Source organism: Microvirga aerilata, from assembly GCF_016743775.1.
Classification (GTDB): Bacteria; Pseudomonadota; Alphaproteobacteria; order Rhizobiales; family Beijerinckiaceae; genus Microvirga; species Microvirga aerilata.
This window is the reverse complement of the sequence record NZ_JAEQMY010000026.1, coordinates 1-26,235: the sequence shown is the minus strand read 5'-3', so window position 1 is coordinate 26,235 and position 26,235 is coordinate 1. Positions and strand designations below refer to the sequence as shown.

The following is a 26,235-nucleotide window of genomic DNA, read 5'->3' as shown; positions in this document are numbered from 1 at the left end:
ATAACTTAGCAGATGCGATGTTTTGTCCCAAGCAACCTGAAGCTGGACTACAAGAACTCACCTCGCATGTGCACCTTAAAGACCAGCAGGGGTTTGACCAAAGTCTTATTGTTCTATATATGTTCTCATCACAACATCGGGCTAAAATTTGCCGGAGCTCTGGCCAGCCTGCCCCATCACCCCAACTGCCATGCTGGAGGACCTGATGTCCGCGCAAGCGATCCTCGACCTGTCAGATCGACGCACCGCCCGCCGCCCGGGAGCGCGCCGCGCCTTGAAGCGTCCGGTGACGCCGCTTACGCGTAACGCTCTGATCGCGGACTATCTGGCGATCTGCGGGCTCGATCCCGAGGTGGAGACCCTGCGAGCGCCTGCCGAACCAGCCACGTTCGCCATCGGCGAGGAGACGGTCGAGCATGTGGCCGACTTCGAGGTCGTGAGAGACGGCCAGTCTTTTCTGGTCGATGTGGTGACGGACGAGGATCTCCAGACCCACCCGCTGCGTGCCGCCGCCATCCACGGCATCTCCTCGTTGGACGGACGTGCGTTCATCTTCGAAACGGCCGCCACCATCCGGGCGGAGCCGCGGTTCACGACGGTGCGCCTGATCATGGCCTGCAAGCGCACGCCTGTGACGGCAGGAGACCGGGTGCGCGTCCTGCATCAGCTCGATGAGGTTGGGGCCATGCGTCTGGTGGATTGCGCCAGCGCCGTCATGAACACGCAGGACGGTGTCGCAGCCGTTCTGGCGCTTGCCTGCGAGGGGCTGATTGCGGTTGACATCAGCCGTCCCGTCCTGCCCGAGACGCAGGTGCGCCGCCGTCGTCTGCCCTACACCGATCCGTTCTCGTTTTAAGAGGCGTGTCGCTCCACCGCCTGGCCGAGGAGCGAGCGCACGATGGCGCGCACGGCGTCCGGCGTATCGTCCGACGCAAACTTAGCCTCAATCTCATCGCGAACGATCGATCCGTCGCCGCTGCGTTTCAGCTCGGTCGAGGATTCCGCCTGCAGCAACGTCACGAAGGCGCTTTCGATCTCACGGGCCACGACAGCACCGTCAGCCGCATCGACCACGCGGCCCGTGAGATCGAAGATATTGCTCTCAAACGGCAAAGCCTGCGCTTCGAGCTCACCGCCGCCATCGAGAATCCAGGCGCGCGGAACATGATCCGCCAGATCTACCGACTGGCGCGTGATGTTGCCGGGGTTCATCCAGCGCGTACGCCCTGCCAGTATGGATTTCTGCGTCTTGTGGATGTGCCCGTTGATGAGAACGTCGCAGCCCTCGACCGCAAAGGGCGGCACCGCACCCGGATAGCCGCCGTCGAAAGCGATGTCATGGTGCGTGAACCATGCCTGGAGATCGGTGCCCGTGAACGAGCCGCGCGCATCGGCCGGGATCGACTGGCCATAGGGTGTCATGCCGACGCCCACACGGCGCGCGCCGATCTGGAACTCCGCCACAGGAGCCGATGTGGCCACCACATCCACCACATCGCACAGGCCCAGGAGCGCCAGCGAGTCGCTGTCGGTCAGCATAGTGTGCTGAATGTCGTGATTGCCAACATTGACGATGGGACGGTGACGGAAGCCTTTCAGAACCCGGATCAGCTGGTTCTTCAGCGCCACATCCGGCTCGACAGGCCTGTCGAAGAGATCCCCCAGGATGATCACGGCCAGCTGCCGCTCATTGGCGATGGACACGCAGCGCTCGAGCTTGCCCAGCACCGCCTGCGGCCAGACGCTGTCCTTGCGCCGCCCCGGGCGCCGGGAGCCCACATGCGGATCCCCGATCACGAGAATGCCGTTGCAGGCGACGGAAGGAAGGCGATCTCCGGACAGGATCATGCGGTCAGCCGCTCCGAGGGTGTGGCGTGATGGGAGGAATGGGCGTGGTGGTCCAACAGATTCTCTGGCTTCACGGGCGACCCGCAGGTGGGGCAGAGCCCGCCGGTTTCCTCGACCAGACGAGCCATCTCGGCCTGAACGGATTTCAGCCCTTCATCGATCTGCGCCACGCGGCCCTCGGCAATGTGAGCGGCGCTACGGAGATCGGTGAGACGCTTTAGGATATCTTGTGCCGAGGCCGTGTTTTCAAGAGCAGGGACCGCTTCGGGAAGGCCTTGCAGCGCCGCCAGACGCGCCCTGCCGAGGGCGAGGCCACGGCTGAGCTGAAGCACCCTCTGCCCCAGACGCTCACGCTCGCGGGAGCGCTCGACGGTGCGGGTGAGGTTTGCAAGCTGCTCTGCCTGTGGCAGCCCTGCTGTGATGGCGGCCCGCGCCTGCGCCGCTTTCAAGCGACGCCTGATCTCGGCAAGCCGTGACGCATGACCTTGCAGCCTCTCCAGGCGCGTGGCGGCAGCCTTGAGATGCTCGGCCTGACCACGGGCGCTGGAGAGTTTCTCCTTCAGGCTGTCGAGCGCCTCGAGACCTTCAAGGGTTTCGGAAACCCCGATCAGCTCGCGCTCGCCATGGCGCACGACATCGTTGTCCCGCCGGCAGCGCTCGCGATGAATGACGAGCATGTCGCGGATATAGCCTGCCTCCTGGCCGATGGACAGAACGGCCGAGCGCCGGGATGGGGTCTCGCCCAGCAGGAACACGGGAAACTTTTGGTGGGCGATGTGAACGTCGAGATCCTCGACCTTTCTGATGCGGATGAGATCGGCCACCCAGTCCGGCACGACGCGCCCGCCGGTCTCGTAGCGCATTCCCCTTTCCTCGACGACAGAGCCATCCGCCTCGTGCAGGGACCAGATGTTGACCGGCGAGCGGCGGGGCTGGCGCGTGAAGCGCAAGAGTCTGTTGCCGGCAACGCCGATCTCGACGGTGGCGGCCTTTGCGCCCGCACGAACGAGGCTGTCGCGGGCCTCCCCGTAGAACACCGCCCGCAGGGCGCGGATGAAGGTGGACTTGCCGCGATTGTTCGGACCGATCAGCGCATTCACGCCCGGGCTCAAGGGAAGCGTCGCATCCCCATAGGCCTGCACGTTGACGAGGCGGATGAACCGCAAGCCCGGCTGCGCCGGGTCCCAGGCCGCGCCGGTGTCCGAGGATTGCACCTCGACGCCTGACGCAGGCTCGCCAACGATGCGCGCGATATGGAACTTGCCCGAGAATTGGGAGAGGTCATGGTGCGAGACCGCCAGGCATTGCACGCCCAAGCGCGCCGCGCCGTCCTCGAGCACCGTGTAGAAGGACGAGACCCGATCCGGCGCGATCCAGCAATCCGCCTCGTCGAGGGCGAGGAAGCGGGCCACATCCGCCTTGACCACGGCGATCAACCGCAGCGCCATGCCGATCACGTTGGTGAGCGCACCGCCATTGTCCTCCAGCACATCCTCGAGGGTGCCGTCCGGACGGCGCACGCAGATATCGAGCGACGCCAGGCCGCGCTCCGTCGATAGTTCAAGCGCCACGGGTTTCTCGCCCGGCAGAACCTCCTGCACCAGAGCCGTCAGCAAGGTCTCGAAGGCAGACAGGCTGCGGCGGCTGGCGGAGCCATGTACCGCTTCGATAAAGGCTTCCACCTCATCCTTCACGGCAAGACGGCCCTTGGCGAGCTCGATCTCCCGGGTCAGCTCCTTGTGCCGCGCCTGAAGGGCATCGCGCCGTCCTTCCAGGCGCGCAAGAGAGGCCTCGGCACGGGTGAGGTCGTGGGTGACGGAGGTTGCGATCAACGCTCGTCTCCGAGCTGCCTGAGGCGAGTTTCGACATCGCGCAGGGCCGTGCCGAACTCCTCCGCGAGCTTGGCGTTGCGCGCCTGAGCCTCCTCGATCAGCTTCTGGATTTCAGCCGCATCGTCCGTGCCGAGTTCGGACAGGGCAAGAGCCCGCGCCTCCTCGAGCTCGCGGCTCAGACGCTCCACCTCGCCCTCGGCACGGATGCGCTCGGACCGAAGCTTGTCGAAGGCCTTGCGCATCTCTTCGAGGCGCCGGAGCTGATCCGTTTCGATGCGTGTCAGGCTTGTCATGGGGTCGCGGCTCCGCTGCAGATGAATGGTCGAGCTTCAGTTATCGTCAGCGATATTTCGTCGCAACGACTTTGCCTCTTTTTGGTCTGGATCTCGGGCGATCTCTTCAATCCTGCGCCCCGAGCTCCCACATAGTATCGGTTACTCCAAGATTACAGTCTCACACAACGGACTTTGCTTGACACAGAGTCCGTTAAGGCTATGTTCTTGTTTTGTTCGTGCTGTTTCTAGGCCTCCCATGTGACGCCATTAGGGCAGCCCTGACCATCGCCGCAAAGGATCTCGTGATGACCGCCATGACGGAAGAACGACCGATCTTCGAGAACGAGGAATGGCTCGTGATCGAGAGCGGCCTCGAGCACAAGAGGACAGGCTACTTCATCGAACGCGAGAGCCTGGGCCAGCGCCGTGAGGACGGGCTGTGGACGTGGCCCCTGCATATGGCGGAAAAGAGCTGGTGCGGCATGCAGCCGTTTTCCGAGGCCTTCTCCTGCGCAGCCTCCGTGTACGGCATCGACACGGGAGCGGAACTGGCACAAACCCTCAAGGTGGCGCGGTGCGAAGTTTCAGCCTGGCCGCAGCGCGCGAAACAGGGCTTCAGCCCGGTTCCGTTGTTGCCGCGCACCTTGCATTCGCAGGCGTCGAACCCCATCTTAGTTGAGCCGCGTTCTTCGGAAAAACCCTTGAGCAGTCAAGGTTTTCAGAACTCGGACGACGTGTGGCGCATGCGGTCACAAACAAGCCCGCGCCCGTTTTCGACAACCCAGCGTAATCGTCCCGATCGCCCGAATACGGCAAGAGAAGCCGCCGCCCAATGGCGAGCGCCGCGCCAGATTCGAAAGACTGGGACGAAGCTTGTTCAGCTGCTTCAGGCAGCCTGGAACATACGGTGAGCTGAATGCCTGGCTTTGGACTTGAACAGATGATGCGCGCAGGCGCATTCCAGGGCGACATCTCCGGAGCGGAGATTGCAGCGCCCGAGACGGCTGACGAGTTCGCGCAGCATGTGATCGATACGATCTGTCATGCCAGCGTGACGCCTTCCGTCGGCCGCCGCACGTTCGAGCGCTGCATGCGCGCATTGGACTTCGGCTCCACGGCAAGGGTCGGGTTTCGGCATCCTGCCAAGGCGGAAGCCATCGACATGATCTGGCGCGAGCGCGAGCGCCTTTTCGACGAATACAAGGCCAGCCAAGACAAGCTGCGCTTTCTGGCGACGCTGCCCTGGATCGGCCCCGTGACGAAACATTCTCTGGCTCGCCGGCTCGGTCTTATCACCGAGCATGGGCAACGAGCCGTTGCTTGAAACAACACAACAAGAAGAGGTATCAACCCATGGCTAAGGTTCGCGCAAGCGATGTCGGCTTCTGCGTTGTCGATGGCAACGCCAATGTCATTGCGGACAACCTCGTCCACCGCATCCGCGAGGCTGCCGTGGAGATGGAGTCCCAGGTCAACCGCCTTTATCGTGGCCGTCAGGCCTACGATCTCGAGGAGGGCACCAAGCTTGATCTCACGAAGGCGATCGAGCAGTTGAACTACATGGCGCGCACCTTGCGCGAGGTTCAAAGCGAGCAATCCAAGGTGGTCTATCTGCAGGCTGCCGAGTAGCAGCTGGCTTCCTGAAATAGCGGTGATGACCTCACCGCTATTTTTTTATGAGCCGCGATCGAAATCCCGGAAGGCTCCGTCTAATCCTTTGTCGCCAGGACAAACAGCACCAGCGGGGCATGCTGGTACCAGCGGTCGAGCCAGCCATGCTGGCGAGCCAGTTCCTCACGAGGCCGCGGCTCCTCGATCCTCCCGATCCGGAAGCCTGCTCCGGTGACCGCGTTGATGTAGTCGGACAAGGTGCGCGGGAAGCGCGGCACCGCGAATGGCGCAACGTACTCCTGCAATTCACTCGTGTTGGGGCGCCTGCCGAAGCGCCAGTATTCGACAAAAGGCTCCTTGTCGAAATAGCGCCCGACGCGCAGCCTGACATGAGCGCCCTCCTCGTCCCTCAGCCAGCGGTTGGCTGGCGTGACGAAGCAGGGATGCAGAACGCTGAAGCAAAGCTCGCCGCCCGGCCTCAGGACGCGATACGCCTCCTGCATGGCGGCAGGAAAGTCAGGCCCATCCATCAGCGCCATGGTCGACAAAGCACAGTCGAACCGCTCGCCTTCGAAGGCAGAGAGCTCGCTGTAAGAGCCGATTTCATAGGCGATGCCGAGAGGCTCCTCGGCTTCTGTCTGCCGAGCGCGCCTGATCATCTCCTCCGACAGATCGACACCGGTCATGTGACCGCCGAGCTTTCCGAAGCGGCGGGTGTTGGAGCCCTCCCCGCAGCCCAGATCGATCACCTGCTTCCCTTGGATCGAGGGCATGAAGTCAAGGTAGGCCGGCAGCGTGTAAAGCTCGCGATAAAAGTCGAACCCCGATCTGACCTCCTGCGCCCACAGCTCCGCATTGCTGTTCCAGGCCGCTGCGACAGCGGCTTCATCCAAAGTTTTGTTCGTCATCGTGCCTCCAGATGCCATGCTCCGCATTCGATCTTTATATCGTTTTGTTTCAGCCTGAGCACCCGATAGGCGAAGCAAAATATCCTTGAGTTTTCAAAGGAACAAATGTAGAACGATAGGCGATGTCCCTCTCGGACAGGAGTGTGCAACCGACCTGAAAACGTGAAGCATCCGCGATGCTTCAGCCGTTCAGGAGAGATGAAGTGGAGAGACTGCGATGGCAGGCAGTGTGAACAAGGTGATATTGGTGGGCAATCTGGGGCGTGACCCTGAGGTTCGCCGTCTGGGCAACGGGGAGCCGGTGGTGAACCTGCGGATTGCCACGTCCGAGACCTGGAAGGACAAGGGCACGGGCGAGCGCAAGGAGAAGACCGAGTGGCACTCGGTGGTGATCTTCAACGAGAACCTGGGCCGGGTGGCGGAGCAGTACCTGAAGAAGGGCTCCAAGGTGTACATCGAGGGCCAGCTGCAGACGCGCAAGTGGACGGACCAGCAGGGTCAGGAGAAGTACAGCACGGAGGTGGTGCTGCAGCGCTTCCGCGGTGAGCTGACGATCCTGGACAGCCGCGGCGGCGGAGCCTCGGAGTTCGGCGACGAGGAGCCGGGTCAGGTCGCAAGAGGCGGCGAATTCGGGCGATCCCCTCCCATGGAGCGCAGGCCGGAGCCGGCCGGCGCTTCCCGCCACAGCGATTTCGACGACGACATCCCCTTCTAAGACATGCTCTTCTAAACGGGGCTCAATTCTCCTCAAGGATCCGGGCATGCCGTGCCCGGATTTTTTGTGTCCGGCTTCCGCGATGGGGCCGTCGTCAAACCTCCAGGGAAGCCTTGCGGGCGAACTGGCGCGAGCGCTGTGCCCGCTCCACCTCGCGCAGCTTGCGGGCCCTCTCCTGTAGCTCCTCGCGGCTTGCCCACCACCAGCCCCGGCTTGACCTTGCTTCCGGCTCCTCGTCGCCCGAAACAGGCCTGGTGCGATAGATCTCCTGCAGGGTCGGCATCCGCCACCGCGCCCAGACATAACGGGATGGCTCGTCCCTCACGAAAGGATGGAGATCCAGCAGCGAGGGCTCGTCGATGATAGCCTCGCTGTCGATGTCCTCGAATACCACGACGCCCCACAGTCTCGTGGCCAGGGGAACCCCTAGGGGCGGAAGGTCATCGCCCGGCACCGGGTGGCGTCTGCGGCGGCGCTCCGCCTGGATGTGAAGGCTTTCCTCGGAAGCCCTCGCCTTTTGCTCCTCACGCCTGCGCTTTCGTTCCGCAGGCTCGTTGCGCCGGGCGGCCTCTTCGATCTCCGGCCAGCGCGACTTCAGCTCCTCGTAGGAGCGAAACGGCACCCGCCATATCCTCTCCTGAGGATCCCAGTGCGCCCAGGGGATCTCCCGCAGGACCTCGACGACCGTGCGCGAATACGGGGTGCGCACCTTCAGGTCGTCGGCGATCGTCAGATAAGGGCTCTCCAGCGGCTCGAAGGTGAAAGCGTCGCGCCCCTTGGCATCCGCATGCCGGTCCAGGGTTTCCAGTTCCTGAGCCATCCAGGTGTCGAGCCGCCGGACCGCCGTGGTTCCCGGCACGAACCACATCTGCTCGTCCGCGCGCCAGCGGGCTCGGGTGAAGGCCTCGCGAAAGCGCCGCACAAGATCGCGGTCGTAAGGAAAGACCGCAAAGGCGCCCGGCCGCTCCTCGTCATCGGACGGAGTGATCTGGAAGGCGGATGCAATCTCCATCGGGTGCCAGCTCTGCAGGCCTTCAAAAGGAACACGTCACAGAGCACAACAGCGCACAACCGGATTGGATCCAGAAGCGGCAAAACCCGATGCCGCCCCAAGGACCGGCGAACCACAGCCAAGCAATGGCAACGAAACAGTTAATATGTCCCGAGATCCTAGCCCTTGCTCCACAAGCAAAAAGGCCACATCAAAAAATCGACCTTAGGGGTTCAACCTCAGATATACTCGATACGCCTAATTTTTAAGAAAATAGTCCATGATACAACATTCGTGCCATTGTCTTTACGCCCTCCATCAGCATCCTTTTCACAAACGAGACCATTGAGGGATCTGATCCAATGACGGACCTGATCGTGAAGCTGCGCACCCCTGCCTGGCAGGAAGCGGACCGCCTCGCAGTCCTGCGCAGCTTTGAAATCCTCGATACGGAGCCGGAAAGGGCCTTCGACGATATCGCGAGGATCGCGGCAAGAGTCTGCCGGACCTCGATCGCCATCATCAATCTCGTCGACGAGCATCGGCAGTGGTTCAAGGCCATCGTCGGGGCAAACACTCGGGAAACGTCACTGGATACGGCCTTCTGCGCGCAAGCCATCCTGGAGCTTGGACCGTTCGTCATCCCGGACGCGCTCGAGGATCCCCGCTTCGCCTGCAATCCCTTTGTGCGGGGAGAGCCGCACCTTCGCTTTTATGCAGGAGCCGTGATCGAGACGGACGAAGGCCTGCCCCTCGGGACCTTGTGCGTTCTGGACCCGAAGCCCCGGCCTGAGGGGCTGACGCAGGAGCAGTCTGAAACCCTCGTGGCGCTGGCCCGATCCGTGATGAGCGAGATCAAGCTCAGGCAGGCCGACCGGCGCCTTGCGAAGCAGGAGACCACGTTCGCCGACCTGGCGGATGCTCTGCCGCACATGGTCTGGTCCGCCCGCCCGGACGGGAACGACGATCACTCCAACAAGTGGTGGTACGAGTTCACCGGTGCCCCATCGGGCTCATCTTCGGGAGCAGGCTGGATCCAGATGGTGCATCCCGATGACAGGGAGCGGACCTGGGAGAGATGGCAGCACTGTGCCAGGACCGGCACCGCTTATGAGGCCACGTGCCGCCTGCGCCACCATTCGGGTGAGTACAGATGGATCCTCGCCCGTGCGCTGCCCCGTCATGACGCGGGAGGCAGGGTTGAGCACTGGTTCGGCACCTACACGGATATCCACGAATGGAAGGCCGCCGAGGCGGCCGCCGCGCAGAGCCATGAGAGATACAAGGCCCTGCTCGAGGCAAGTGCCGTCGTGTTCTGGCTTGCCTCACCGGACGGGATGATCACCCATCTGGAGGGCACGATCGAGATCGGCGGGCAATCGGGGGATGCCTATACAGGGACAGGCTGGCTCGAATCCGTTCATCCTGATGATCTCGCTAGGGTCTTTGCCGCCTGGCAGTCGGTGCTGTCATCGGGCGTTGCCTATCAGAACGAGTTCAGGATCAGGCTCGCCAAGGGTGAGTATCGCTGGATGCTCGCCAATGCGGTGCCCCTGAGAAATCCTGACGGGAGCATCCGAGAGTGGGTTGGAAGCGTCTCGGATGTTCATGACAGGAAACTCGCGGAGGAGAAGCTCCGGTCCAGCGAGGAACGCCTGAGGCTGGCGCTGCAGGCAGGGCGCATGTTCGCCTGGCAGCAAGATCTCACAACGGACTACATCACACGGTCCCAGAACTCCGTCGCGCTGCTCGGCATCGGATCGAGCCCGCTGGCCGATTTCCTCGAGCGGGTGCACCCTGACGATCGTCCCATGCGGCAGCATTTCGCCCGGCGGATCACGGCGCATGGATCCCATACATCCGAGTTCCGCTACATCCTGCCCAGTGGCAAGACCCTGTGGTTCGGATCGCGCGCCGAGATGACCTCCCCCAACACAGTGGTCGGCGTCACATTCGACATCACGGATCGCAAGGCCGCGGAGGAGGAGGTGTGGCGGGCTGCCAATCACGACTCCCTGACGGGCTTGGCCAACCGTGTTCTGTTCCACAGCCGCCTCGAAAAGGAGCTCGGGGACGCGCGCAGGGAAAAGGCGAGCGTCAGCCTTCTGCTGGTTGATCTGGACGACTTCAAGGATGTCAACGACACCCTCGGCCATGACGCCGGCGATGCCCTGCTGAAGGAAACGGCCCGGCGGCTGTCGGCCCTTGTCCAGGACTGCGGCACGATCGCAAGACTGGGCGGCGACGAATTCGCGATTCTGATCACGGATCGCCGCAGCTTGGAAGACGCAACACAGCTTGCGGAACGGATCACCGCGAAGCTGCGCGAACCATTCACCTATCGAAAGCGGACGGTCGCCAGCCGGGCAAGCATCGGCGTGGCCGCATTTCCAGAGCACAATTCCGAACCGGCGGAATTGATGAAGAGCGCCGACATCGCGCTTTACCGCGCCAAGGCTCAGGGGCGCAATCGGGTTCTCACCTACTCCCCCGACATGCGCCGGGACATCGAGGAGCGCGTCTCCCTTGGAGCTCAGCTTCGCGAGGCCATCGACAAAAGCCAGATGGTTCCATTCTACCAGCCCAAGATTTGTCTCTCGACCGGAAGGATTACCGGCTTCGAAGCGCTGGCCCGCTGGCGACACCCCGACAAGGGCATCCTGACCCCGGCCTTTTTCGGCGCCGCCTTCGGGGATGCGGAGCTCGCCCCATCCATTCGACGGCAACTCATGGGCAAGATCGCGGCCGATATGCGTCATTGGCTCGATCAGGACCTTGATTACGGCCGGATCGCCATCAACCTCTCCTCTGCCGATTTCGGCCAGCCGCGCCTGTCGGAGGAAATTCTGGAGACCCTTGAGCAGGCGCAGGTTCCCGTTGAGCGTTTCGAAGTCGAGGTTACCGAGACGGTGCTCCTGGGCCGGAGCTCGGAGTGCGTCTCGGCAGTTCTGAACCAGCTTCGCGACCGGGGCATTCGCATTGCGCTGGACGACTTCGGAACCGGATACGCCTCTCTCATGCATCTCAAGCAGTTTCCGGTCGATCACGTCAAAATCGATCGAACCTTCATCAAGGATCTCGACAGCAGCACGGAGGATGAGGCCATCGTCGCGGCCGTGATCGGCCTCGGACGAAGCCTGCACCTTCAGGTGACCGCCGAGGGCGTCGAGACGAAGATGCAGGAGCGGCGACTGCGGGCGCTAGGCTGCCACGACGCACAAGGATTCTTGTATGCGGCCCCGGTTCCAGGCGAGAGGGTTAGGGAGGTGCTTGCCGCATTCGGGCACCTGAACCGCAGCAGCTGATCGATCCCGATCTTTGCTCACGGCATCCCGGCCCCTGAACGTAGAAAGCTCTCGGGCATCTGTGCCCGAGAGCTTTGTTGTTTCGGTTGCGCGGGCATCTCCCGTGAAACCATGAAGGACCCCAGGCATCCGCGCGGGGCAACTTGCAGATCTCGTTGCCGCCACCCTGGTCGTTGCTAAAGAGCGCGCTCTGCGCGTTCGCCGTGGGCGCTGGCGCGATCCTCTGATTTCGGGAGGAGTGCGATGCGGTTCGCTTCAAAATGAAGTGGTCGTGAAAAGAGGGGCGCAAGGCCCCTCTTTTCATATCATTGCCTTGTTGCCTTGTTGCCTTTAGGCGACGAACATCCAGTCGCTGGTGGTCAGTGCGGCGTTCTTCACCGTCACCGTGCCGCCCGTGCTGGTAGAGATCACGGTATCGGTGCCCCGCATTTCCGATGTGACCGTTTGACCGCCCAGGAAGTGCAGCTTGTCCACGCCCTTGGTGAAGCCAGTGATCGTGTCACTGCCCACATCACCGTAGAAGTTGACGTGCTGAGCACCCGCGCCGAAGTTGTAGATGTCGTTGCCTCCGCCCTGGTCATTGATATAGAGACCGCTCTTCGCGTTCACCGTGTCGTTGCCAGCGCCACCCGTGATGACCGAGGTGAGAGCTTCCTGACCGCTTCCCGTGAAATCGAACGTGTCGTCACCGCCGAGCCCGTTGAGAAAGAGCTTCTTGTTGGTGGCTTCGACCGTAATCACGTTCTTCTGATCGTCGCCGTTCACCGTCAGAACTCGACCGGCTGTTGTAGAAGACACGCCCTTCAGGGTGATGTTCTCCACGTTCACGATAGGCTTCCCGGCATAGGGCGTGCTCGCAACGGTCCCACCCAGGGTGATGGAATTCGTTCCGCTGCCAAGAGCAAAGGCGTTGAACACAACCGTGTCGTTTCCATCGCCGCCGTTGATCGGGAAGAAGTCCGTCTGGCTGGGCGTGGTCGTGCTGGTGGCGATGATCGTCTCATCGGCTCCATTGGTGATGCCGTGCACGTTGAACGTGATCTTCTCAGGAGCAGACCACAATCCTTCGTAATCCTTCACCGCATACTCGAAGCTGATCGGCTTGACTTCACCACGGTTCATCGAGGACAGGAACTCCTTGTTCCCTTCGAAGTGGAAAGTCCGACCATCGGGCTTGAGCGTCACGGTGCCGCCCTCAACCGGCTGGTTGACGATCTTGTATTCGGTGATCGCGAAAGTCCCCTCGTCGTAGCCGTTGCCCTGGATGTCCGCGACCGGGTTATCCTCCCAGACCTGCGTGCTCAGAGCCATCGCAACCGGAGGCTGGTTCGGCGGAGCAGGCTCGTTGTCCGTGATGGTTGCCCAACCTGACGGCGGGAACACCTCCTGATACGCAGGATCGTCCGTTACGATCGGCTCGAAGTAGATGGGCGTGCCGTAGCCATCGGGCTGATATTCCGCGTTGTCGACGGGCACCACGCTCACGGTCTGGGGCTTATTCCAGTTATCCGGCGTGAAGGTAAGGGTCGGCGTCGGAAGTGCTTCTCCGCCGTTGACCGAGAACAGAACTCCGCCATCCGAGCCCATGCTGATGGTCACAGGCGCAGTCGGCTTGCCGGTCAGGACAACTGTAGTTGCGTCAGCCGGTCCACCCTCAGCAAGGTCGAAGCTGAGCTTGGATACCGAGATTCCGGCGGGACCGGTCGGCTCTTCTTCCGTAGGATGGTCATCGTCCTGAATGGTGACGGTCGAAGTCGCCTTCGCGATGGTCGCGTTGCCATCAACACCCGTGATCTTGAAGTTGATGGTTTCATCACCCTCAACATCCACGTCATCAAAGACGTGGGTGATGACCGTCAATTCGGTGTCGCCCTCCATGAACCAGAGTTCGCCGGAGACGGCATTCGCATAGTCGGCCCCTTCGGTTGCCGAGCCATCCGACATCTCCCACTGGACCAACACATCGCTCGTGGCAGGTGCGGACAACTTGACCTTGAAGCCAACCTGTCCACCGTCCACGTTTTCCATAACGATGCCATCTTCTGCCGAAACAGTTAGCGCCGCAGGAGGAGGAGGCGTCACAACGCTATCGTTGTCCTTGATCGTCACATACGTTGTGGGCTTGTCCGTAATCGTGGCCCCGACCGGGTTTGAGATCGAAACCCCAAACACCTCGTCGCCTTCCTTGATGGTGTCTTCAAGAGCATCCACTGTGATGGTTCTCGAAGTCTCGCCCGGAGCGAACGTCACCGTGCCTGAGGCCCCACGATAATCCGTGCCATCCGAGGGGCTTGTCGCCCACTCAGCCGTGACCGGCGTATCGGATGCCTTCGACAAAGTGATGGTGATGCTTGCCGATGCACCCTCATTGAGGTTGATGTTCTCAACCGCCATCGAGAGAACAGGCAACTCCGGCGGAGGAGTTACAACGCCATCGTTGTCGAGAACGTCACCTGTTGCCGAGATCGGATCTTCATAGAGGTAGGTGCCGTTCTCCTTCAGCGTCACCGTCAGGGTTTCAGCCTGCTCAATGTCCGCATCATCGGCCAGCACGACCCTCATGTACGCCCACTGCGAGGAGCCCTCGAAGCGCGCAGCCCCACCCTCGACGCCATTCCACTTGATCGCGGCGATGTCGCTGGGGTCAAGACCCGTCATCTCGTAAATGATGGGCAGGTTGCCGTCACCGGCATCCGAGCGGTAGAAGGCGAACTCCATCTCGCCGCCTTCGGTCACATTACCGCTCTTGTTGGCAACGCTCACGTAAGGCATGACCGGCTGAGCGCCAGCATCCGTGATGGTGACCGGGATCTCATCCGCCCACACATCACCAAAACGCGCGTCGTTGCTCGAAACGATGAAGCCAACGGCGTCGGCATGCGGGCCTTCGGAGATTGCATCATCTTCCGAGCGCACCGTCACGGTCTGCGGGGTGTTCCAGTTCTGGGCAGTAAACACCAGATTGGAGTTGCCGTTCGGGCCGAGAGCCATAAGCTCATTGCCGGTATAAACGGTCACCGTCACATCCGAAGTCGGAGGCGAGTCCAGCTTCACCGTGAACGTGTCGGTCGCAGCACCTTCCGTCACCGCAAGGCTGGTCTTCGAGACCACGATGTTACCGGGAGGCAGCGGGCCAGCATCGTCGTTGGTGATCGTGCCAACACCCGTGCCGTCCGCGATGTCCGCGCCTTCTGCGCTGACGATCTTGACATCAAAGGTCTTGGTCAGTTCAGGAGTCGTGTCCTCAATCGTGGCGATGGAGATGTTCTTGCTGGTCTGACCGGCAAGGAATATCACCTCATTGGTCTGGTAGACGAGATCGCCATCGGTGGTGGTGCCGTGCACGGTCTCGTAGGTCACGGTGACCGGCGAAGTCGGAGCCTTGTCCAACTTGATGTTGAAGGTCAGGCTGTTGCCTTCAGGAGCCGTGGCATCGCCAATGGAAACCTTCGGCAGGACCGGAGCCACATCGTTGTCCATGAGGTTTGTTATCGCCCCGATACCGGACGGAGTGTAGCCATTGCCCGCTGCGACATTCACCACAAGGGTTTCTGTGCTTTCAACGGAGGTGTCTTCCGTTGTCTGGATCGTGAATTTTGCCGTGGACGATCCCGCTGCGAATGTTGCTGTAGCCGGAGCAGTATAGTCCTGGCCAGCCGTCGCCGTGCCGCCCACCGTCACGTTGATGGTGAGTTCAGCAGAGGTGTCTCCCGTGCGGGAGAACGTATAGACGGCACCGCCACCTTCATTCGCCTGAATGGGCATGTCGGAGAGAGTGACTACCGGAACTTGCGGAGGCGGTTCATCCGCGTCGTTGTCGCTGATGCTGGTGGTCACGGTAAAGTTGGAGCCTACCGTGTAGCCGTTGCCCTGTGCCACATCGACCTGAATGGTTTCGGACGGCTCGAACGAAAGGTCGTCTGTGGTCTGAACAGTGTAGGTTGCCGTGGCAGATCCAGCCGCGAACGCGACCTTGCCCGGAGCGCCATTGTGGTCCGTGCCCGGCGTTGCCGTTCCGGTCACATTGACATTGATTTCCAGAGCAGCCGAGGTGTCGCCACTACGCGAGAACGTATAGGTGACCGCATCGCCTTCCGTGACTTCGGTGGGCAGAGACTTGCCGGTAGCCACGATGTTGATTTCAGGCACTTCAGCCGCAGGAGGCGGCTCCACGGCCGGAACCGTGATGTTGTTCAAGACAACCTTGACAACCTGGGACGAGCCGTCGTTGTCCTTGGCGACATAGAAAAACTCATCGGTTCCCTTGAAGCCGTTGGCTTCATTCGCCCAATCGGCCAGGACATAGGTGAAGGTGCCATCGGCATTGACCGTGACCGAGCCCCAGCCGGGGTTCCACATCTTCTCAGCCGTCATGGCATCGCCATTGGTCGCGGTGTCATTGGCCAGAAGGCTGGTCGTGCTGGTGAACGAGCGGGTGCCGTCGAGCGTAACGGTCTCGAAGGTGTCGGCCTGGGCCATCGGCGCAGCTTCGCCGACCGGCTCTTCGCCGCCGGTCGCGGCCGGAATCGTCAGGCTGACCTTGACGATCTCGGTTTCGCTGACCTTGTAGAAGAACTCATCCGTGCCCTTGAAATCATTGGCCGGAGTCGCCCAATCGGCCAGCACATAATTGAAGGTGCCATCGGCGTTGAACGTCACGGTGCCCCAGCCAGGGTTGTAGACGAGAGTCGGCGTGACGCCCTCAACGTTCGCGTCGTTGGCGAGAACGGTGGAGCCGCTGTAGTTCTGGCCGCTGGTGTGGGTCAGGGTGATCGTGTCGGCGTTCGCGTCGGGGCCGGTGCTGCCGCCGGTCTCGCCGCCGCCCGTCGTGGTCTTCTCGCCCTTGATGGTCACCTTGACCGGCTGAGACTCGACGCCGTTGGCGTCTTTGACGGTGTAGAAAAAGGCGTCTTCGCCCGTATAGGTATCATACGGAGTGTAAACGAAAGAACCGTCCGCCTTGAAGTCCAGGGCGCCGTAGGACGGGTTGTAAAGGATGTGCGCGGAGGCAGCGTTCGTGTCGTTTCCGAGCACGTTGCCCTGCGCCGCAGCACCGTTCATGTCGAAGGTATCGGCTGCCGCGACAGGGGTAGAAGAGCCGCCCGTGCCGCCGCCGGTGGCCTTGGTCACCGTGATCGTGACGGCGATGGGTTCGGAGACCTCCGAGCCATCGGTGGCCGTGTAGTAGAAGGTATCCTCGCCCGTCCAGTTCGGGTCGTACGGCTTGTAGGTAAAGGTGCCGTCCTCATTGAAGGTCAATGCCCCGTGACCGGCATTGTAGAGGAGCTTCGCCGTGAGCGGATGACCGTCCGCATCCGTGTCGTTCTTAAGCACATTGGTATCACCCGCTACGGTCAGGATTGAACCCTGCTCGAGCGTGTATTGATCACCGGTCACAATAGGGGCAGCCATAATCTCTCTCCTCTTGAATATTGCTTGGTTGAAATTTCAATCAGGTGGCCGGGCGGCCGTCCGAGCGCGTCAGCAGAGCGTCGGAGATGCGGCCTTCTTGGATCGCCCCATTGGCCCAGGCGATGACCGAGTTGCCGATCTTGCGCACCACGTCCGTGAAGCCGGTCTTGCAGCCCGTCACGTAGCAGCTCGTGACCTCGATCTTCTGATCGACGGCGAAGTTGGCCTTGTCTTCCAGTTGGATCCGAACCATCTGGCCGCGTGTGCGGGCGCGGTTCGGGTTCTGGAACTCGGACGGCAGGGCTTCCGTCACCGGCAGAACTTTCTGGATGTGGGCCGTGATGGTTTGGCCGCGCGCCTTCACGGCAACCGGCTGGCCCTCCTCCACGTCGAACAGGTAGCTGTCCGGCAGGTAGGCGAGCACATAGGGCTCGCCCGTGTGGATCTGCGCCACCTTGGACGTGCCGGGCGCGAGAACCTCGCCCACGGACCCGACAGTCGCACCGATCGTGCCTGCCACAGGAGCCCGCAGCACCCCCTGCTCGTAGATCGACTGCAGGTTCGCGTAGCTGGCCTGGATCTCCTTCAAGGCCTCCTGCGCGCCCTTGAGCTCCGTGTCCAGCGAGGTCTGCTCGGCAGAGAGGGTCAGCGCGCGCTCGGACGAGGCTAGGGATTGCGTGGACACCTCCTGCAAGGTCTTCTCCACGGCGAGCCCCCGGGACTTCGCCTGCTGCATGTCCTCGAGATAATCCGCGGCCACCAGGGCGTTCTGCTCCACAAGCGGCAGGAGCCTCTTGACCACTCCCTGGCGGCCTTTGAGCTGCGCCACGCGAGCCTGAAGGCGGGCCTTCTCGGACGACAGTTCGGCCATGGTTCGCGACAGGGTGGCGGACTCGACCACGGCGATCCTGTCGCCGGCTTCCACATGATCGCCCGGCTTGACGAGCACCTGACGGACACGGGCGTCGAACGGCGAGGCCACGACCACCTTCTCCTGGGCGACGAGGTCGTCCGCGGTGAGCACGAACTTGTCTCCGGAAAGCCCGTAGGCCACGGCGCTGCCGCCGCCGATCATCACCGTTCCGAGAACCAGAACCTTCTTGAGGCGCTTCCACACGACGCTGCTGGCCTGCAGTTGATTGTCACTCACAGTCGAACTCCTGGATCAGGCGGCGATGAGCGACTGCTCGCCCGACGCCGTGAGATGATGGGCGATCTGAGCAGCGGCATCCCCGCGCCCGAATGGATTGGCTTTGTGCAGGAGCTGCACCGCGTCGGACGATGTGAGCTTGCGCACGCCGTCCACGATGGCATCGAAGTCGGAGCCGACGAGGCGTCCGAAACCCGCCTCGATCACCTCGGGGCGCTCCGTCGTATCGCGGGTGATCAGGATCGGCAGACCGAAGGTCGGGGCCTCTTCCTGAACGCCGCCCGAGTCGCTGACCACGACAGACGCTCGGCTGAGCAGGTGCACGAAGTCGGGATACTGGAGCGGCTTGAGGAGACGCACGTTCGGTACGTCCCCGAGATATTCGAGCACGGTGGCGCGAACCTCGGGATTGAGATGGACCGGCAGGACGATCAGCTTGTCGCCGTCGCGACCAAGCTCGCCCAGTGCCCGGAGCACGTTGCGAATGGGCTCTCCGATGTTCTCGCGACGATGCAGCGTCGCCAGGATCAGCTTCTTGTCATTCGGCAGGTCCGCAACCTCGGGATCGAGCGGCCGATAGTTCGGTCCGATCGTCTTGCGGGTATACAGAAGGGCGTCCACAACCGTGTTGCCGACGTTGAGCACCTTCTCAGGGGCGATGCCTTCCGCAAGCAGATTGTCCCGCGATGCCTTCGTCGGGGCAAAATGCAGGGTGGTGGCGAGTGCGATCATGCGCCGGTTGAACTCTTCCGGCCACGGCGAATACATGTTGTCCGTGCGCAATCCGGCCTCCACGTGGGCCACAGGCACGTGGTTCAGGAACCCTGCGGTCGCCGCCGCCGCGGCAGTCGCCGTATCGCCTTGGACGACAACCCAATCGTACTTGTTGGTCTTGAGGAGACGCTCGATCTGCTGGCACATCAGGCTGTATTTCCCGGCAAGCCCGGGCTCGCTCATGATGTCGGTGCCGTTGTGCGTGACGTTGATCTCGAACAGGTCGAGCAAGCCGGCAGCCAGCTCGATGTGCTGACCGGTCCAGAACACGTCGAGTTCAACGCCGGGTTTGCGGCTCAATTCCCGACAAACAGGACCAAGCTTGATGATCTCGGGGCGTGTGCCGAAGGCAACCAGGATGCGCATTGTCTTGAATTTCCTCTATCAGCGAGTTTGCCGGGTGCGGCGCTTGTTCGTGTCGACGTCGATGCCCTCAGGGGCTGCGAAGTAAGGCGTGAACCACCGGCCTTCGCTGCTCTTCCCGCGCCTGGGAGCGAAGAAGGGAACATGAAATCCCGCGTCGAGCTTCTCCTGTTCGGTCAGGGGCACACGCTTCTCGTTTTTCTGTGTCATTGTCCGTCACCGCTTAAGGCACATGAGGTTTTCAGGCCGAGCGAAAGCACGGCGCCTAATGGTGCACCGCGTTCCGGCTCATGTAAGAGATCTGAGTTCGCGCAATAAAAGCCTGTGCTTCCGACCCAGGCTAAACATGCTTCGGCAATATCCCGCGCAATGCTTCCTGTTCTGCGGAAGCGCTTCGCAGGATCACTGCACAACAACTCATCTGAAGCAGCGCGGCTCGTATCTGGCCGGAGCACACGACATACGTCGCGGCAAGAACGGGGCGGCTACTCGGTTCTGCTCCGCACAGAGCAGCGTTCCACGCCGCGCTAGGCGCGAGCCTAGGCGTGAATTCGCCGTATCTGGTTGAAAGCGTAGCTTACTTGCCCCGGTGATCGTCTTTTTTGCTGCCAGTCGCCTCGGGAGCGGACCGGCTAGATGTCGTGATCGACGTTGAGCCCTTTTGACCTAAGACCGGATCGGTTCATATCTATCTGATGGTATAGACCGCGATAAATACTCGCCTGTCTCTTTCCGGCGCCCGAAAGACCAAGGTTTCTTATAGAAACAGCCTCTATAACCAATGGTATATTCAGTTGTTCTTCGTCCCGGGTATCATGCCTCTTTGCAATTGGCCCATCGTCCGCTGCTGCGGCAGGGGCCGGCATGCTACTCAAGCGCGTTCGAGCCGCCTTGGCGACCTGCCGAGCCTGGTTCCATGATAAGGCCCTCTTGGGACTATCCGACGTTGGGCAACTGATCCCGGTAGCTGAGCGACAGGGCCGTCAAAGCGGTTCGATTGCCGACGTCGAGCTTTCTGTAGATATTGTGGAGATGAATTTTGACGGTGCCGTCGGTCACCCCGAGGTGCCGTGCGATTTCCTTGTTCGACAGGCCCTCCGCCACGAGGGACACGATCTCCCGCTCCCGAGCCGTCAATGCATTCTCCACCTGGCCGGTCTTGGCACGCTTTTCCCCTTCGCGCTCGAGGGCTGCCCCAACAAGGTCCGAGGGGAGCCAGCGCCGTCCCGCCGACACGGACCGCATGCATTCGAGAAGAGTATCGGCCGCAGCGTCCTTGAGCATCAGCCCGTACACCCCACGCTCCACGGCTTCCACGATCTGGTGATCGCCTGCGGACGCCGTAAGGAGAATGACCCGCGTGCGAAGATTGCGGCTGCCGATGTCTTTGAGCACCTCGACTCCCGTGCAGCCCGGCATGGAAACATCCAGGATCGCCAGGTCGGGCTGAAGCTCCAGGATCGCCTAGAGGGCCGCCGTACCATTGGGACGCGTTGCCACGACCTCAAACATGGGATCGGTCCGGATCAAAGCCTGCAGACCACCAAGGAAAACCGGATGATCGTCCGCGAGAACGACCCGCAACGCTGGTGTGACTGCTCTCATAATGGAACCTCGACATGGATCTTCGTGCCTGATTTGGAGGTCTGCAGAGTAAGGGCTCCTCCCATGGCCTCGGCGCGGGTCCGCAACGAGACCGGGCCCAAGCTTCTGGCCGACATTTCCTTTCCTGAGTAAGAGCCGTGCAGATCCTTGAACCCAAGGCCATTGTCGACGACTGTCAGGGAAAGCCGATCCGGTGCGGCCTTGATGGCGACCTCGATCTGCGAGGCTCTGCCGTGACGCACGGCGTTCGATGTCGCCTCGGCAAGGAAATGGCGCAGGTTGCGTGCTGTCTCTGCGGATACTTGCAAATCGGGCGGTTCAACCGTGATGTGGACCGGGCATGCCCAGAGCTGCCTCAGATGCTTCAGAAGCTTGTCCACTTCTGCCGCAAGGTCGACCTGCTCCGCCAGGGCCTTGGCACGGGATCGGCTGCTCTCGACGAAAGCCCGGATTCGCTGCTGTTCCTCGGAAAGAAGCTGGCGCGTTTGGCTCAGCTGCTCGGCGATGCCGGCTTCGGCGCGACCCGAGCTCAGGCTCAGGTGAATGTTGGCCGCAGCCAGCCCCTGCAGGACCCCATCGTGAAGATCGCGCGCGAGGCGCTCCCTTTCTCTCGAGCCGGCTGCGGCTTCAAGCTCGTTGCGCAGCCAGTAGTGCTCCAAGTCGACGCCGATGCGAGCCGCAATGAGTTCGGCCAGCAACAGATCGTTCTGATCATTCGCTTCCATGTCCAGAAGGAAAACCCGGCCTCGGCAAACAGGCAGGAAGAAAGGTGCGCTGATCGTGCTCTGAATCGAGAATGCCTTCCGCAGATCCTCATTGATCAAGTCGCTGGCGGTTTCTCCTTCGACGGCCGGCAGGTCCGCAGTGCCGCCTCCGAGCGGAACCACGAAGGTTTTGCGGACCAGATGTTCGGCCACGAGCGTGCCGAAGCGGTCAGGGGGCTCCCGGCTGTATTCGAGCCCGGCCGACGACCAAAGGGCCACGTCGCGGAACGGCTCCTCGAACGGCTCCCACACGATGAGCACCCGCGGCGCTCCCATGATGTGGGCCGCATGGGCGAGGGCGGACCTGATGGGAACCTGCAAGCCCTGGCCATGGTCCGGCCCAGGCCAGGCAGCAAGCTTCGCGAGCTGCTTGCGGCCGCGTTCCTTGAAGGCGCTTACATAGGCCAGCATGACGCCGGCAACGACCAGATATGCCGGTCGAAAGACGGTGCGGTTCAAGTCCCCGAATTGCGTGGGAGCGGACCGACCTCCCATCAGCAGGACGAACGTGATGAAGATCAGAACCAGGAGGATCGCGGTCTGGATGGCGCCGCGCCAGCCCCACCGAAGCGAGGCCGATAAAAGGATGAACGTGAAGAAAATGAAGTATGGGCTGTTTGGCCCATCGTTGAAATGCATCAGAAGGCAGACGCAACTGATATCGACCGTATGTGCGAGGAGCTGTTCCCAACGCTTTGGCGGCCGGGCGACCACGATACAGAAGCTCAAGATGGCGAAGGCGAAGTAGCTGCTCGCAACGATATACGTGACCTGCGCATCGTAGATGTCGTGGGGCCGATCCAGGATGGTGGCGTAAAGCGCGAAAGCCGTGAGGGTCAGCCGCGCAAAGGCAATTACGCGCTCTGGCGGTAAGTTAAAGATCCTCTCAGGATAGACCTGACGTTTGATCCACGAAGGCATCCCTATATTCTGTACATGGCAGCAGAAAGTTAGAACCCCCCATGGAAGTAGAACCCATAGCTATTCAGGGGAAGGAACCCTGCAGGCCCGATCACTAAAACTTTACTTAGAGGCGGGATAGTAGACCCTATTACTCCTCTGGAGTTACTCGGTAGTATTATCTTTTCTCACGATCTAAACTTTAGTCGGATGCGCGGGCTTTCGCTGACCACACAGCCTCCAGGCAGCCCGGCATAGGCCGCGAAGCAAGCGGGGAGCGTCGCTGCCTCAGCCTTGGTCAAGCCTGAGGTCTTGCTTTGCGCCTTGAGGGCCGTACGAGGGCTGCATAGCTTCTGTTCGCATCGGCCAATCTCTGATATGATTGCGGCCCCGCCCAGTTCAGCGACACCAATTGTTTTTTTCGCGTTGATCCAACTGAAGTCCTGCAGGGTTTTCTTGGTACCTTTCAGGCCTGTGACCGGAACCGTATCGAGGACCTGCCCTCTCGAAAGGGCCTTCCCATGTTTTCAAACAAAGCTCTGCGGCTAACTCCCATGGCGGCGACGTCCCCGAGCGAAACACATGCCGCCCTCGTCGTCTCCCAAAGCAGTTATACCGGCGTCTCCTTCGAAGCGGATTTCGCAACCATTTCGCAATTGCGAACAGGCTCGCCCCCGAACCCGTGGGAATGCGCCTGGGCCGTGTTCGGCTACACCGACAACAGCCATTTCTACTACGTGGCCTTCAAGCCGAATGGCTGGGAGCTTGGCAAGGTGGACCCAGCCTACCCGGGTGGCCAGCGGTTCCTGGCCACCGGCAGCGACACGACCTTTGCGGTCGGCTCCAAACATACCTTTCAGATCACCCAGACCGGGGCGACGATCACCGTGGCGGCGGACGGCAAGGTGCTGACCACCTTTACCGATATGGAGCGCCCCTATCTGAGCGGAAAGCTTGGCTTCTACACCGAGGATGCAGAGGTCATATTCGATACCGTAAAAGGCTCGGTCACCGAGTCCTTCGAGGCCTACCCTGTTCAAACGTTCCAGGACGGAGCCCTTCTGGGCTCGACCTGGGAGACACCCTTCGTAGGCTACGGCCGTGCGGAAATCTTCGAATTCAGCAGCACGGAGCCTAGCACGCAGATCGTGTTCACCGGCACCATGAAGGCGGATTATCTCGTCGGAAACGAGCTGAACAATACCATCTACGGCAAGGAAGGCAGCGATAACTTGAACGGCGCTGCAGGCAACGATCTCATTTTCGGAGGGACGGAGGCGGACGCCATGGCCGGCGGCTACGGTCGTGACATCTTTGCCTTCAACACAGTGACCGAGGCCAGAGGCGACAAGATCGTAGACTGGTATGCCGATGTCATCGACCTGGCAAAGATCGACGCTAACAGCAACGCTGGAGGCAACAATGCTTTCGCCTTCATCGGCACTCGAGGTTTCAACGGCAGGGGACAACTCCACTACGTCCAAGATCCTGCAAAGGGTGAGACCTATATCGAAGGAAACGTGTCGGGAGATCTGGCGCCGGATTTCCACATCGCGTTGACCGGTCTGCACATGCTCTTCGCGACGAACTTCGTCCTCTAGGAACACCGGCCGTCCAAGCAGGCCACAGACGTCGCCCGCCGGATGCCCCGTTGGCTATACCATCCGGTAGATATGAACGCCTTCGATCTTCAGCCAAAAGGGTTCAACGTCGATCGCACCAAGCGGCTCGCAGTCATGGTGACGATCGCGGTGCGCTACCGGCCAAGCTGAGCCTTCAACACACAAGCTGAAATGTCATTGCATGGGCCAAAGCCCGGCTGAAACGCCGGGCCGAGCCGGTGAGGCGGGCTTGCGGCGCAGCGCCGGCCAAGTGGCGACGCGGCCAGGGTGAGTTGTACGGGACCGGGATCGAATTGCTTTCGCGGAGTTAAAGTCCAGATGAACGAGTTTCTCCTCACGACCATGTTTGTGGTCAGCGTTCTGATCAACATCTCGTCCATCGACGATGCCCTGATCGACCTGATCGCATTCGGGATCATGCGCTCTGGACTGAAGGATCTGGAGGATGGCTCTGAGATCCAGGTTCCTCCCACGGCCGTTTTCGTGGCCAACTGGCATGAGGAGGAGGTTCTCGGCAAAATGGTCGAGGGCAACCTTCAGCGCATCCCATACCAGAACGTGATGCTGTATCTCGGTGTCTACCCCAACGATACGGGGACCCTGCGGGTCGCCAGGGAGCTGGGGGAAAAATATCCGGACCGCGTCCGGGTGATCGTGAACACCCTGTCCGGCCCGACCTCGAAGGGGCAGATGCTCAACGAGATGTTCCGGCAGGTGTTCGCCGGCGACGACTGCCCCGAGATGGCCGTGCTGCACGACAGCGAGGACATCATCGATCCGCGCACCTTCCTGGTTTATGCCAGCTACGCCAAGGAGCACGACTTCATTCAGGTGCCGGTTTTCTCCCTCAACCGAGGCAAGGGCGCTTATGTGGCGTCCACCTACATGGATGAGTTCGCGGAACGCCACACGCGCGAGATGATCGTGCGCAACGCCGTCGGGGCCAACATCCCCTCCGCCGGGGTGGGAACGTGCATGACCAAGAAGCTGCTCAAGCATTTCCTGGCAACACGGGGACAGGTGCTGATGTCCGGCACGGTTACCGAGGACTACATCCTGGGTGTCGAGGCCAAGCGCGCCGGGTTCAAGTCGGCCTTCGCGGCGGTGTCGGCTAACGCCGAGGACTCAGGGTTGGATTTCGTGGCCACCCGGGAGTTCTTTCCGAAAACCCTAGCGGCCTCGATCAAGCAGAAGACCCGCTGGGTGTACGGCATCAACTTCGAGGCGACGCACAAGCTCGGCTGGGAAGGGGATCTCTGGGACAAGTATTTCTTCATGCGCGACCGCAAGGGCGTCATCACCAACTTCCTGCCGCCTATTTCCCTGGTGCTGCTGATCCTGCTGGTGTTCGGCTTCGTCGATCCTGCTTACATGCCCTATCAGATCGAGGGTCTCCTGGCGGTCTCGCTGTGGATCAACTTCATCGCTCTGTTCTCCCGCTTCTTCATCCGAGTGTCGGCGTGCCGGCAAGTCTACGGAATGTACGATCTCTACGGGGTTATGGTGCGGTGGCCGGTGGGGATGTTCATCAATGCGGCTGCCGTGTTCCGCGCATGGAAAACCTACATCGGAGAGTCGAAATTCGCGACGCGTCCCATCGTGTGGTCCAAAACTGCCCACGAACTCCCGGAGGACTTCATGAGCGCAAAAAGATAGCCTGCCTGGGTACCGGGCTAGCAGAGCCCCTGCCCCGTTGGGAGAAGACGGAGCAAGGCTCCAGGGTGAGGCGGCTTAACACGCGCTCCTAAGCCCGTGCCGAGACTCTGGCAGAAAGCCCAGGAGCCCTCTTGGTGGCTCTTGTCGGTTGGCAGAAATCTCTCGAGCGGGATGTCACCGCTCCGAGCCCTCCCCTGCAGGAGCGAAGGTGGTATTGATTGTAGCTCCATGAGCGGCTTGTCGGGTTCAACCGACTCAACCCTGCGACAGCGAGCGGATAGCGAGATAAGCCCGCGCATTTTATCTTTTAGCGGCTTGGACATTATCTGAGGGGATCGTAGCGCAACTCTCGCATTTCTCGTGCGGCGTGGCTTGTGTGTGACGGCAGGCCTGCACTGGCCTGCAGGAGCGTGCGCCCACGTGTTGCGTCCTGTTCTGATACGACAAAGCCCCCGGCGTTTTTGTGCTCGGGGGCTATGTGGTGTGGATTGGTTGCGGGGACAG

At 61.3% G+C, this 26,235-nt stretch carries 20 protein-coding genes; 8 read left to right on the top strand and 12 right to left on the bottom strand.

The genetic code is table 11. From position 1 onward, the window contains the following. The first annotated feature begins 205 nt into the window (after positions 1-205). Entirely contained in the window at positions 206-856 is a 651-nt protein-coding gene (locus JKG68_RS17195; protein ID WP_202061974.1) for a hypothetical protein, read from the top strand. Here JKG68_RS17195 and JKG68_RS17190 read toward each other — a convergent pair. The 3 genes from JKG68_RS17190 to JKG68_RS17180 are packed head-to-tail and all read right to left on the bottom strand — an operon-like array spanning position 853 to position 3,973. Further along, the gene (locus JKG68_RS17190) at positions 853-1,848 is read right to left on the bottom strand and encodes a metallophosphoesterase family protein (RefSeq protein WP_202061972.1); all 996 of its coding nucleotides are present in this window, start codon (positions 1,846-1,848) and stop codon (positions 853-855) included. The genes JKG68_RS17195 and JKG68_RS17190 overlap by 4 nt on opposite strands. Beyond that, the gene (locus JKG68_RS17185; protein WP_202061970.1) at positions 1,845-3,680 is read right to left on the bottom strand and encodes an AAA family ATPase; all 1,836 of its coding nucleotides are present in this window, start codon (positions 3,678-3,680) and stop codon (positions 1,845-1,847) included. Before JKG68_RS17185 ends, JKG68_RS17190 begins: the two co-directional genes overlap by 4 nt. Beyond that, positions 3,677-3,973 (bottom strand): hypothetical protein, encoded by a 297-nt coding sequence (locus tag JKG68_RS17180; protein ID WP_202061968.1) that lies wholly within the window; start codon positions 3,971-3,973, stop codon positions 3,677-3,679. The genes JKG68_RS17185 and JKG68_RS17180 overlap by 4 nt, the downstream gene beginning before the upstream one ends. A gap of 287 nt (positions 3,974-4,260) precedes the next feature. Between JKG68_RS17180 and JKG68_RS17175 the strand changes: the two genes are divergently transcribed. The 3 genes from JKG68_RS17175 to JKG68_RS17165 are packed head-to-tail and all read left to right on the top strand — an operon-like array spanning position 4,261 to position 5,584. Beyond that, complete coding sequence (locus JKG68_RS17175; protein ID WP_202061966.1) at positions 4,261-4,866, top strand: hypothetical protein; 606 nt, start codon at positions 4,261-4,263, stop codon at positions 4,864-4,866. Between the two features lie 5 nt (positions 4,867-4,871). Further along, the gene (locus JKG68_RS17170) at positions 4,872-5,279 is read left to right on the top strand and encodes a hypothetical protein (RefSeq protein WP_202061964.1); all 408 of its coding nucleotides are present in this window, start codon (positions 4,872-4,874) and stop codon (positions 5,277-5,279) included. Positions 5,280-5,308: 29 nt separating this feature from the next. Beyond that, on the top strand, positions 5,309-5,584 hold the full coding sequence (locus JKG68_RS17165) for a hypothetical protein (protein WP_202061962.1): 276 nt from the start codon (positions 5,309-5,311) through the stop codon (positions 5,582-5,584). Between the two features lie 80 nt (positions 5,585-5,664). Here the strand turns inward: JKG68_RS17165 and JKG68_RS17160 are convergent, their stop codons facing one another. Further along, complete coding sequence (locus tag JKG68_RS17160) at positions 5,665-6,474, bottom strand: class I SAM-dependent methyltransferase (protein ID WP_202061960.1); 810 nt, start codon at positions 6,472-6,474, stop codon at positions 5,665-5,667. A gap of 217 nt (positions 6,475-6,691) precedes the next feature. Here JKG68_RS17160 and ssb point away from each other — a divergent pair, with 217 nt between their 5' ends. Further along, positions 6,692-7,189 carry a single-stranded DNA-binding protein gene (gene ssb / locus JKG68_RS17155; RefSeq protein WP_202061958.1) on the top strand — a complete coding sequence of 166 codons (498 nt, stop codon included), beginning with the start codon at positions 6,692-6,694 and terminating at the stop codon, positions 7,187-7,189. A 94-nt stretch (positions 7,190-7,283) separates the two neighbouring features. Here the strand turns inward: ssb and JKG68_RS17150 are convergent, their stop codons facing one another. Next, complete coding sequence (locus JKG68_RS17150) at positions 7,284-8,201, bottom strand: hypothetical protein (protein ID WP_202061955.1); 918 nt, start codon at positions 8,199-8,201, stop codon at positions 7,284-7,286. 341 nt (positions 8,202-8,542) lie between these two features. On the opposite strand from JKG68_RS17150, the gene JKG68_RS17145 reads away from it, so the two are divergent. Beyond that, positions 8,543-11,485, top strand: a complete 2,943-nt coding sequence (locus JKG68_RS17145) for a bifunctional diguanylate cyclase/phosphodiesterase (RefSeq protein WP_202061953.1) — start codon at positions 8,543-8,545, stop codon at positions 11,483-11,485. A 330-nt stretch (positions 11,486-11,815) separates the two neighbouring features. On the opposite strand, the gene JKG68_RS17140 is transcribed toward JKG68_RS17145, so the two are convergent. From JKG68_RS17140 to JKG68_RS17110, 7 genes are all read right to left on the bottom strand, one after another. Continuing rightward, positions 11,816-16,897, bottom strand: a complete 5,082-nt coding sequence (locus JKG68_RS17140; protein ID WP_202061944.1) for a cadherin-like domain-containing protein — start codon at positions 16,895-16,897, stop codon at positions 11,816-11,818. A gap of 40 nt (positions 16,898-16,937) precedes the next feature. After that, on the bottom strand, positions 16,938-18,047 hold the full coding sequence (locus JKG68_RS17135; protein WP_202061942.1) for an HlyD family secretion protein: 1,110 nt from the start codon (positions 18,045-18,047) through the stop codon (positions 16,938-16,940). A gap of 15 nt (positions 18,048-18,062) precedes the next feature. After that, positions 18,063-19,187, bottom strand: a complete 1,125-nt coding sequence (wecB, locus tag JKG68_RS17130; RefSeq protein WP_202061940.1) for a non-hydrolyzing UDP-N-acetylglucosamine 2-epimerase — start codon at positions 19,185-19,187, stop codon at positions 18,063-18,065. An 18-nt stretch (positions 19,188-19,205) separates the two neighbouring features. Continuing rightward, the gene (locus JKG68_RS17125; protein WP_202061938.1) at positions 19,206-19,394 is read right to left on the bottom strand and encodes a hypothetical protein; all 189 of its coding nucleotides are present in this window, start codon (positions 19,392-19,394) and stop codon (positions 19,206-19,208) included. Between the two features lie 726 nt (positions 19,395-20,120). Beyond that, positions 20,121-20,642: a LuxR C-terminal-related transcriptional regulator gene (locus JKG68_RS17120; RefSeq protein WP_281399144.1), complete on the bottom strand. Its 522-nt coding sequence runs from the start codon at positions 20,640-20,642 to the stop codon at positions 20,121-20,123. A gap of 6 nt (positions 20,643-20,648) precedes the next feature. Next, positions 20,649-20,789 carry a helix-turn-helix domain-containing protein gene (locus JKG68_RS17115; protein ID WP_202061934.1) on the bottom strand — a complete coding sequence of 47 codons (141 nt, stop codon included), beginning with the start codon at positions 20,787-20,789 and terminating at the stop codon, positions 20,649-20,651. After that, positions 20,786-22,474: a sensor histidine kinase gene (locus JKG68_RS17110; protein WP_202061932.1), complete on the bottom strand. Its 1,689-nt coding sequence runs from the start codon at positions 22,472-22,474 to the stop codon at positions 20,786-20,788. The genes JKG68_RS17115 and JKG68_RS17110 overlap by 4 nt, the downstream gene beginning before the upstream one ends. Before the next feature lie 533 nt (positions 22,475-23,007). On the opposite strand from JKG68_RS17110, the gene JKG68_RS17105 reads away from it, so the two are divergent. Both JKG68_RS17105 and JKG68_RS17100 read left to right on the top strand, forming a co-directional pair. After that, positions 23,008-24,054 (top strand): calcium-binding protein, encoded by a 1,047-nt coding sequence (locus JKG68_RS17105; protein WP_202061930.1) that lies wholly within the window; start codon positions 23,008-23,010, stop codon positions 24,052-24,054. Between the two features lie 339 nt (positions 24,055-24,393). Further along, entirely contained in the window at positions 24,394-25,731 is a 1,338-nt protein-coding gene (locus JKG68_RS17100) for a glycosyl transferase family protein (RefSeq protein WP_202061928.1), read from the top strand. Positions 25,732-26,235: the final 504 nt, after the last annotated feature.

Excerpts from the sequence above, each read along its gene's own strand:
- JKG68_RS17195 (WP_202061974.1), top strand. The coding sequence starts at position 206 with ATGTCCGCGCAAGCGATCCTCGACCTGTCAGATCGACGCACCGCCCGC.
- JKG68_RS17190 (WP_202061972.1), bottom strand. The coding sequence starts at position 1,848 with ATGATCCTGTCCGGAGATCGCCTTCCTTCCGTCGCCTGCAACGGCATT.
- JKG68_RS17180 (WP_202061968.1), bottom strand. The coding sequence starts at position 3,973 with ATGACAAGCCTGACACGCATCGAAACGGATCAGCTCCGGCGCCTCGAA.
- JKG68_RS17175 (WP_202061966.1), top strand. The coding sequence starts at position 4,261 with ATGACCGCCATGACGGAAGAACGACCGATCTTCGAGAACGAGGAATGG.
- JKG68_RS17170 (WP_202061964.1), top strand. The coding sequence starts at position 4,872 with ATGCCTGGCTTTGGACTTGAACAGATGATGCGCGCAGGCGCATTCCAG.
- JKG68_RS17165 (WP_202061962.1), top strand. The coding sequence starts at position 5,309 with ATGGCTAAGGTTCGCGCAAGCGATGTCGGCTTCTGCGTTGTCGATGGC.
- JKG68_RS17160 (WP_202061960.1), bottom strand. The coding sequence starts at position 6,474 with ATGACGAACAAAACTTTGGATGAAGCCGCTGTCGCAGCGGCCTGGAAC.
- ssb (WP_202061958.1), top strand. The coding sequence starts at position 6,692 with ATGGCAGGCAGTGTGAACAAGGTGATATTGGTGGGCAATCTGGGGCGT.
- JKG68_RS17150 (WP_202061955.1), bottom strand. The coding sequence starts at position 8,201 with ATGGAGATTGCATCCGCCTTCCAGATCACTCCGTCCGATGACGAGGAG.
- JKG68_RS17145 (WP_202061953.1), top strand. The coding sequence starts at position 8,543 with ATGACGGACCTGATCGTGAAGCTGCGCACCCCTGCCTGGCAGGAAGCG.
- JKG68_RS17140 (WP_202061944.1), bottom strand. The coding sequence starts at position 16,897 with ATGGCTGCCCCTATTGTGACCGGTGATCAATACACGCTCGAGCAGGGT.
- wecB (WP_202061940.1), bottom strand. The coding sequence starts at position 19,187 with ATGCGCATCCTGGTTGCCTTCGGCACACGCCCCGAGATCATCAAGCTT.
- JKG68_RS17125 (WP_202061938.1), bottom strand. The coding sequence starts at position 19,394 with ATGACACAGAAAAACGAGAAGCGTGTGCCCCTGACCGAACAGGAGAAG.
- JKG68_RS17115 (WP_202061934.1), bottom strand. The coding sequence starts at position 20,789 with ATGAGAGCAGTCACACCAGCGTTGCGGGTCGTTCTCGCGGACGATCAT.
- JKG68_RS17110 (WP_202061932.1), bottom strand. The coding sequence starts at position 22,474 with ATGCCTTCGTGGATCAAACGTCAGGTCTATCCTGAGAGGATCTTTAAC.
- JKG68_RS17105 (WP_202061930.1), top strand. The coding sequence starts at position 23,008 with ATGGCGGCGACGTCCCCGAGCGAAACACATGCCGCCCTCGTCGTCTCC.
- JKG68_RS17100 (WP_202061928.1), top strand. The coding sequence starts at position 24,394 with ATGAACGAGTTTCTCCTCACGACCATGTTTGTGGTCAGCGTTCTGATC.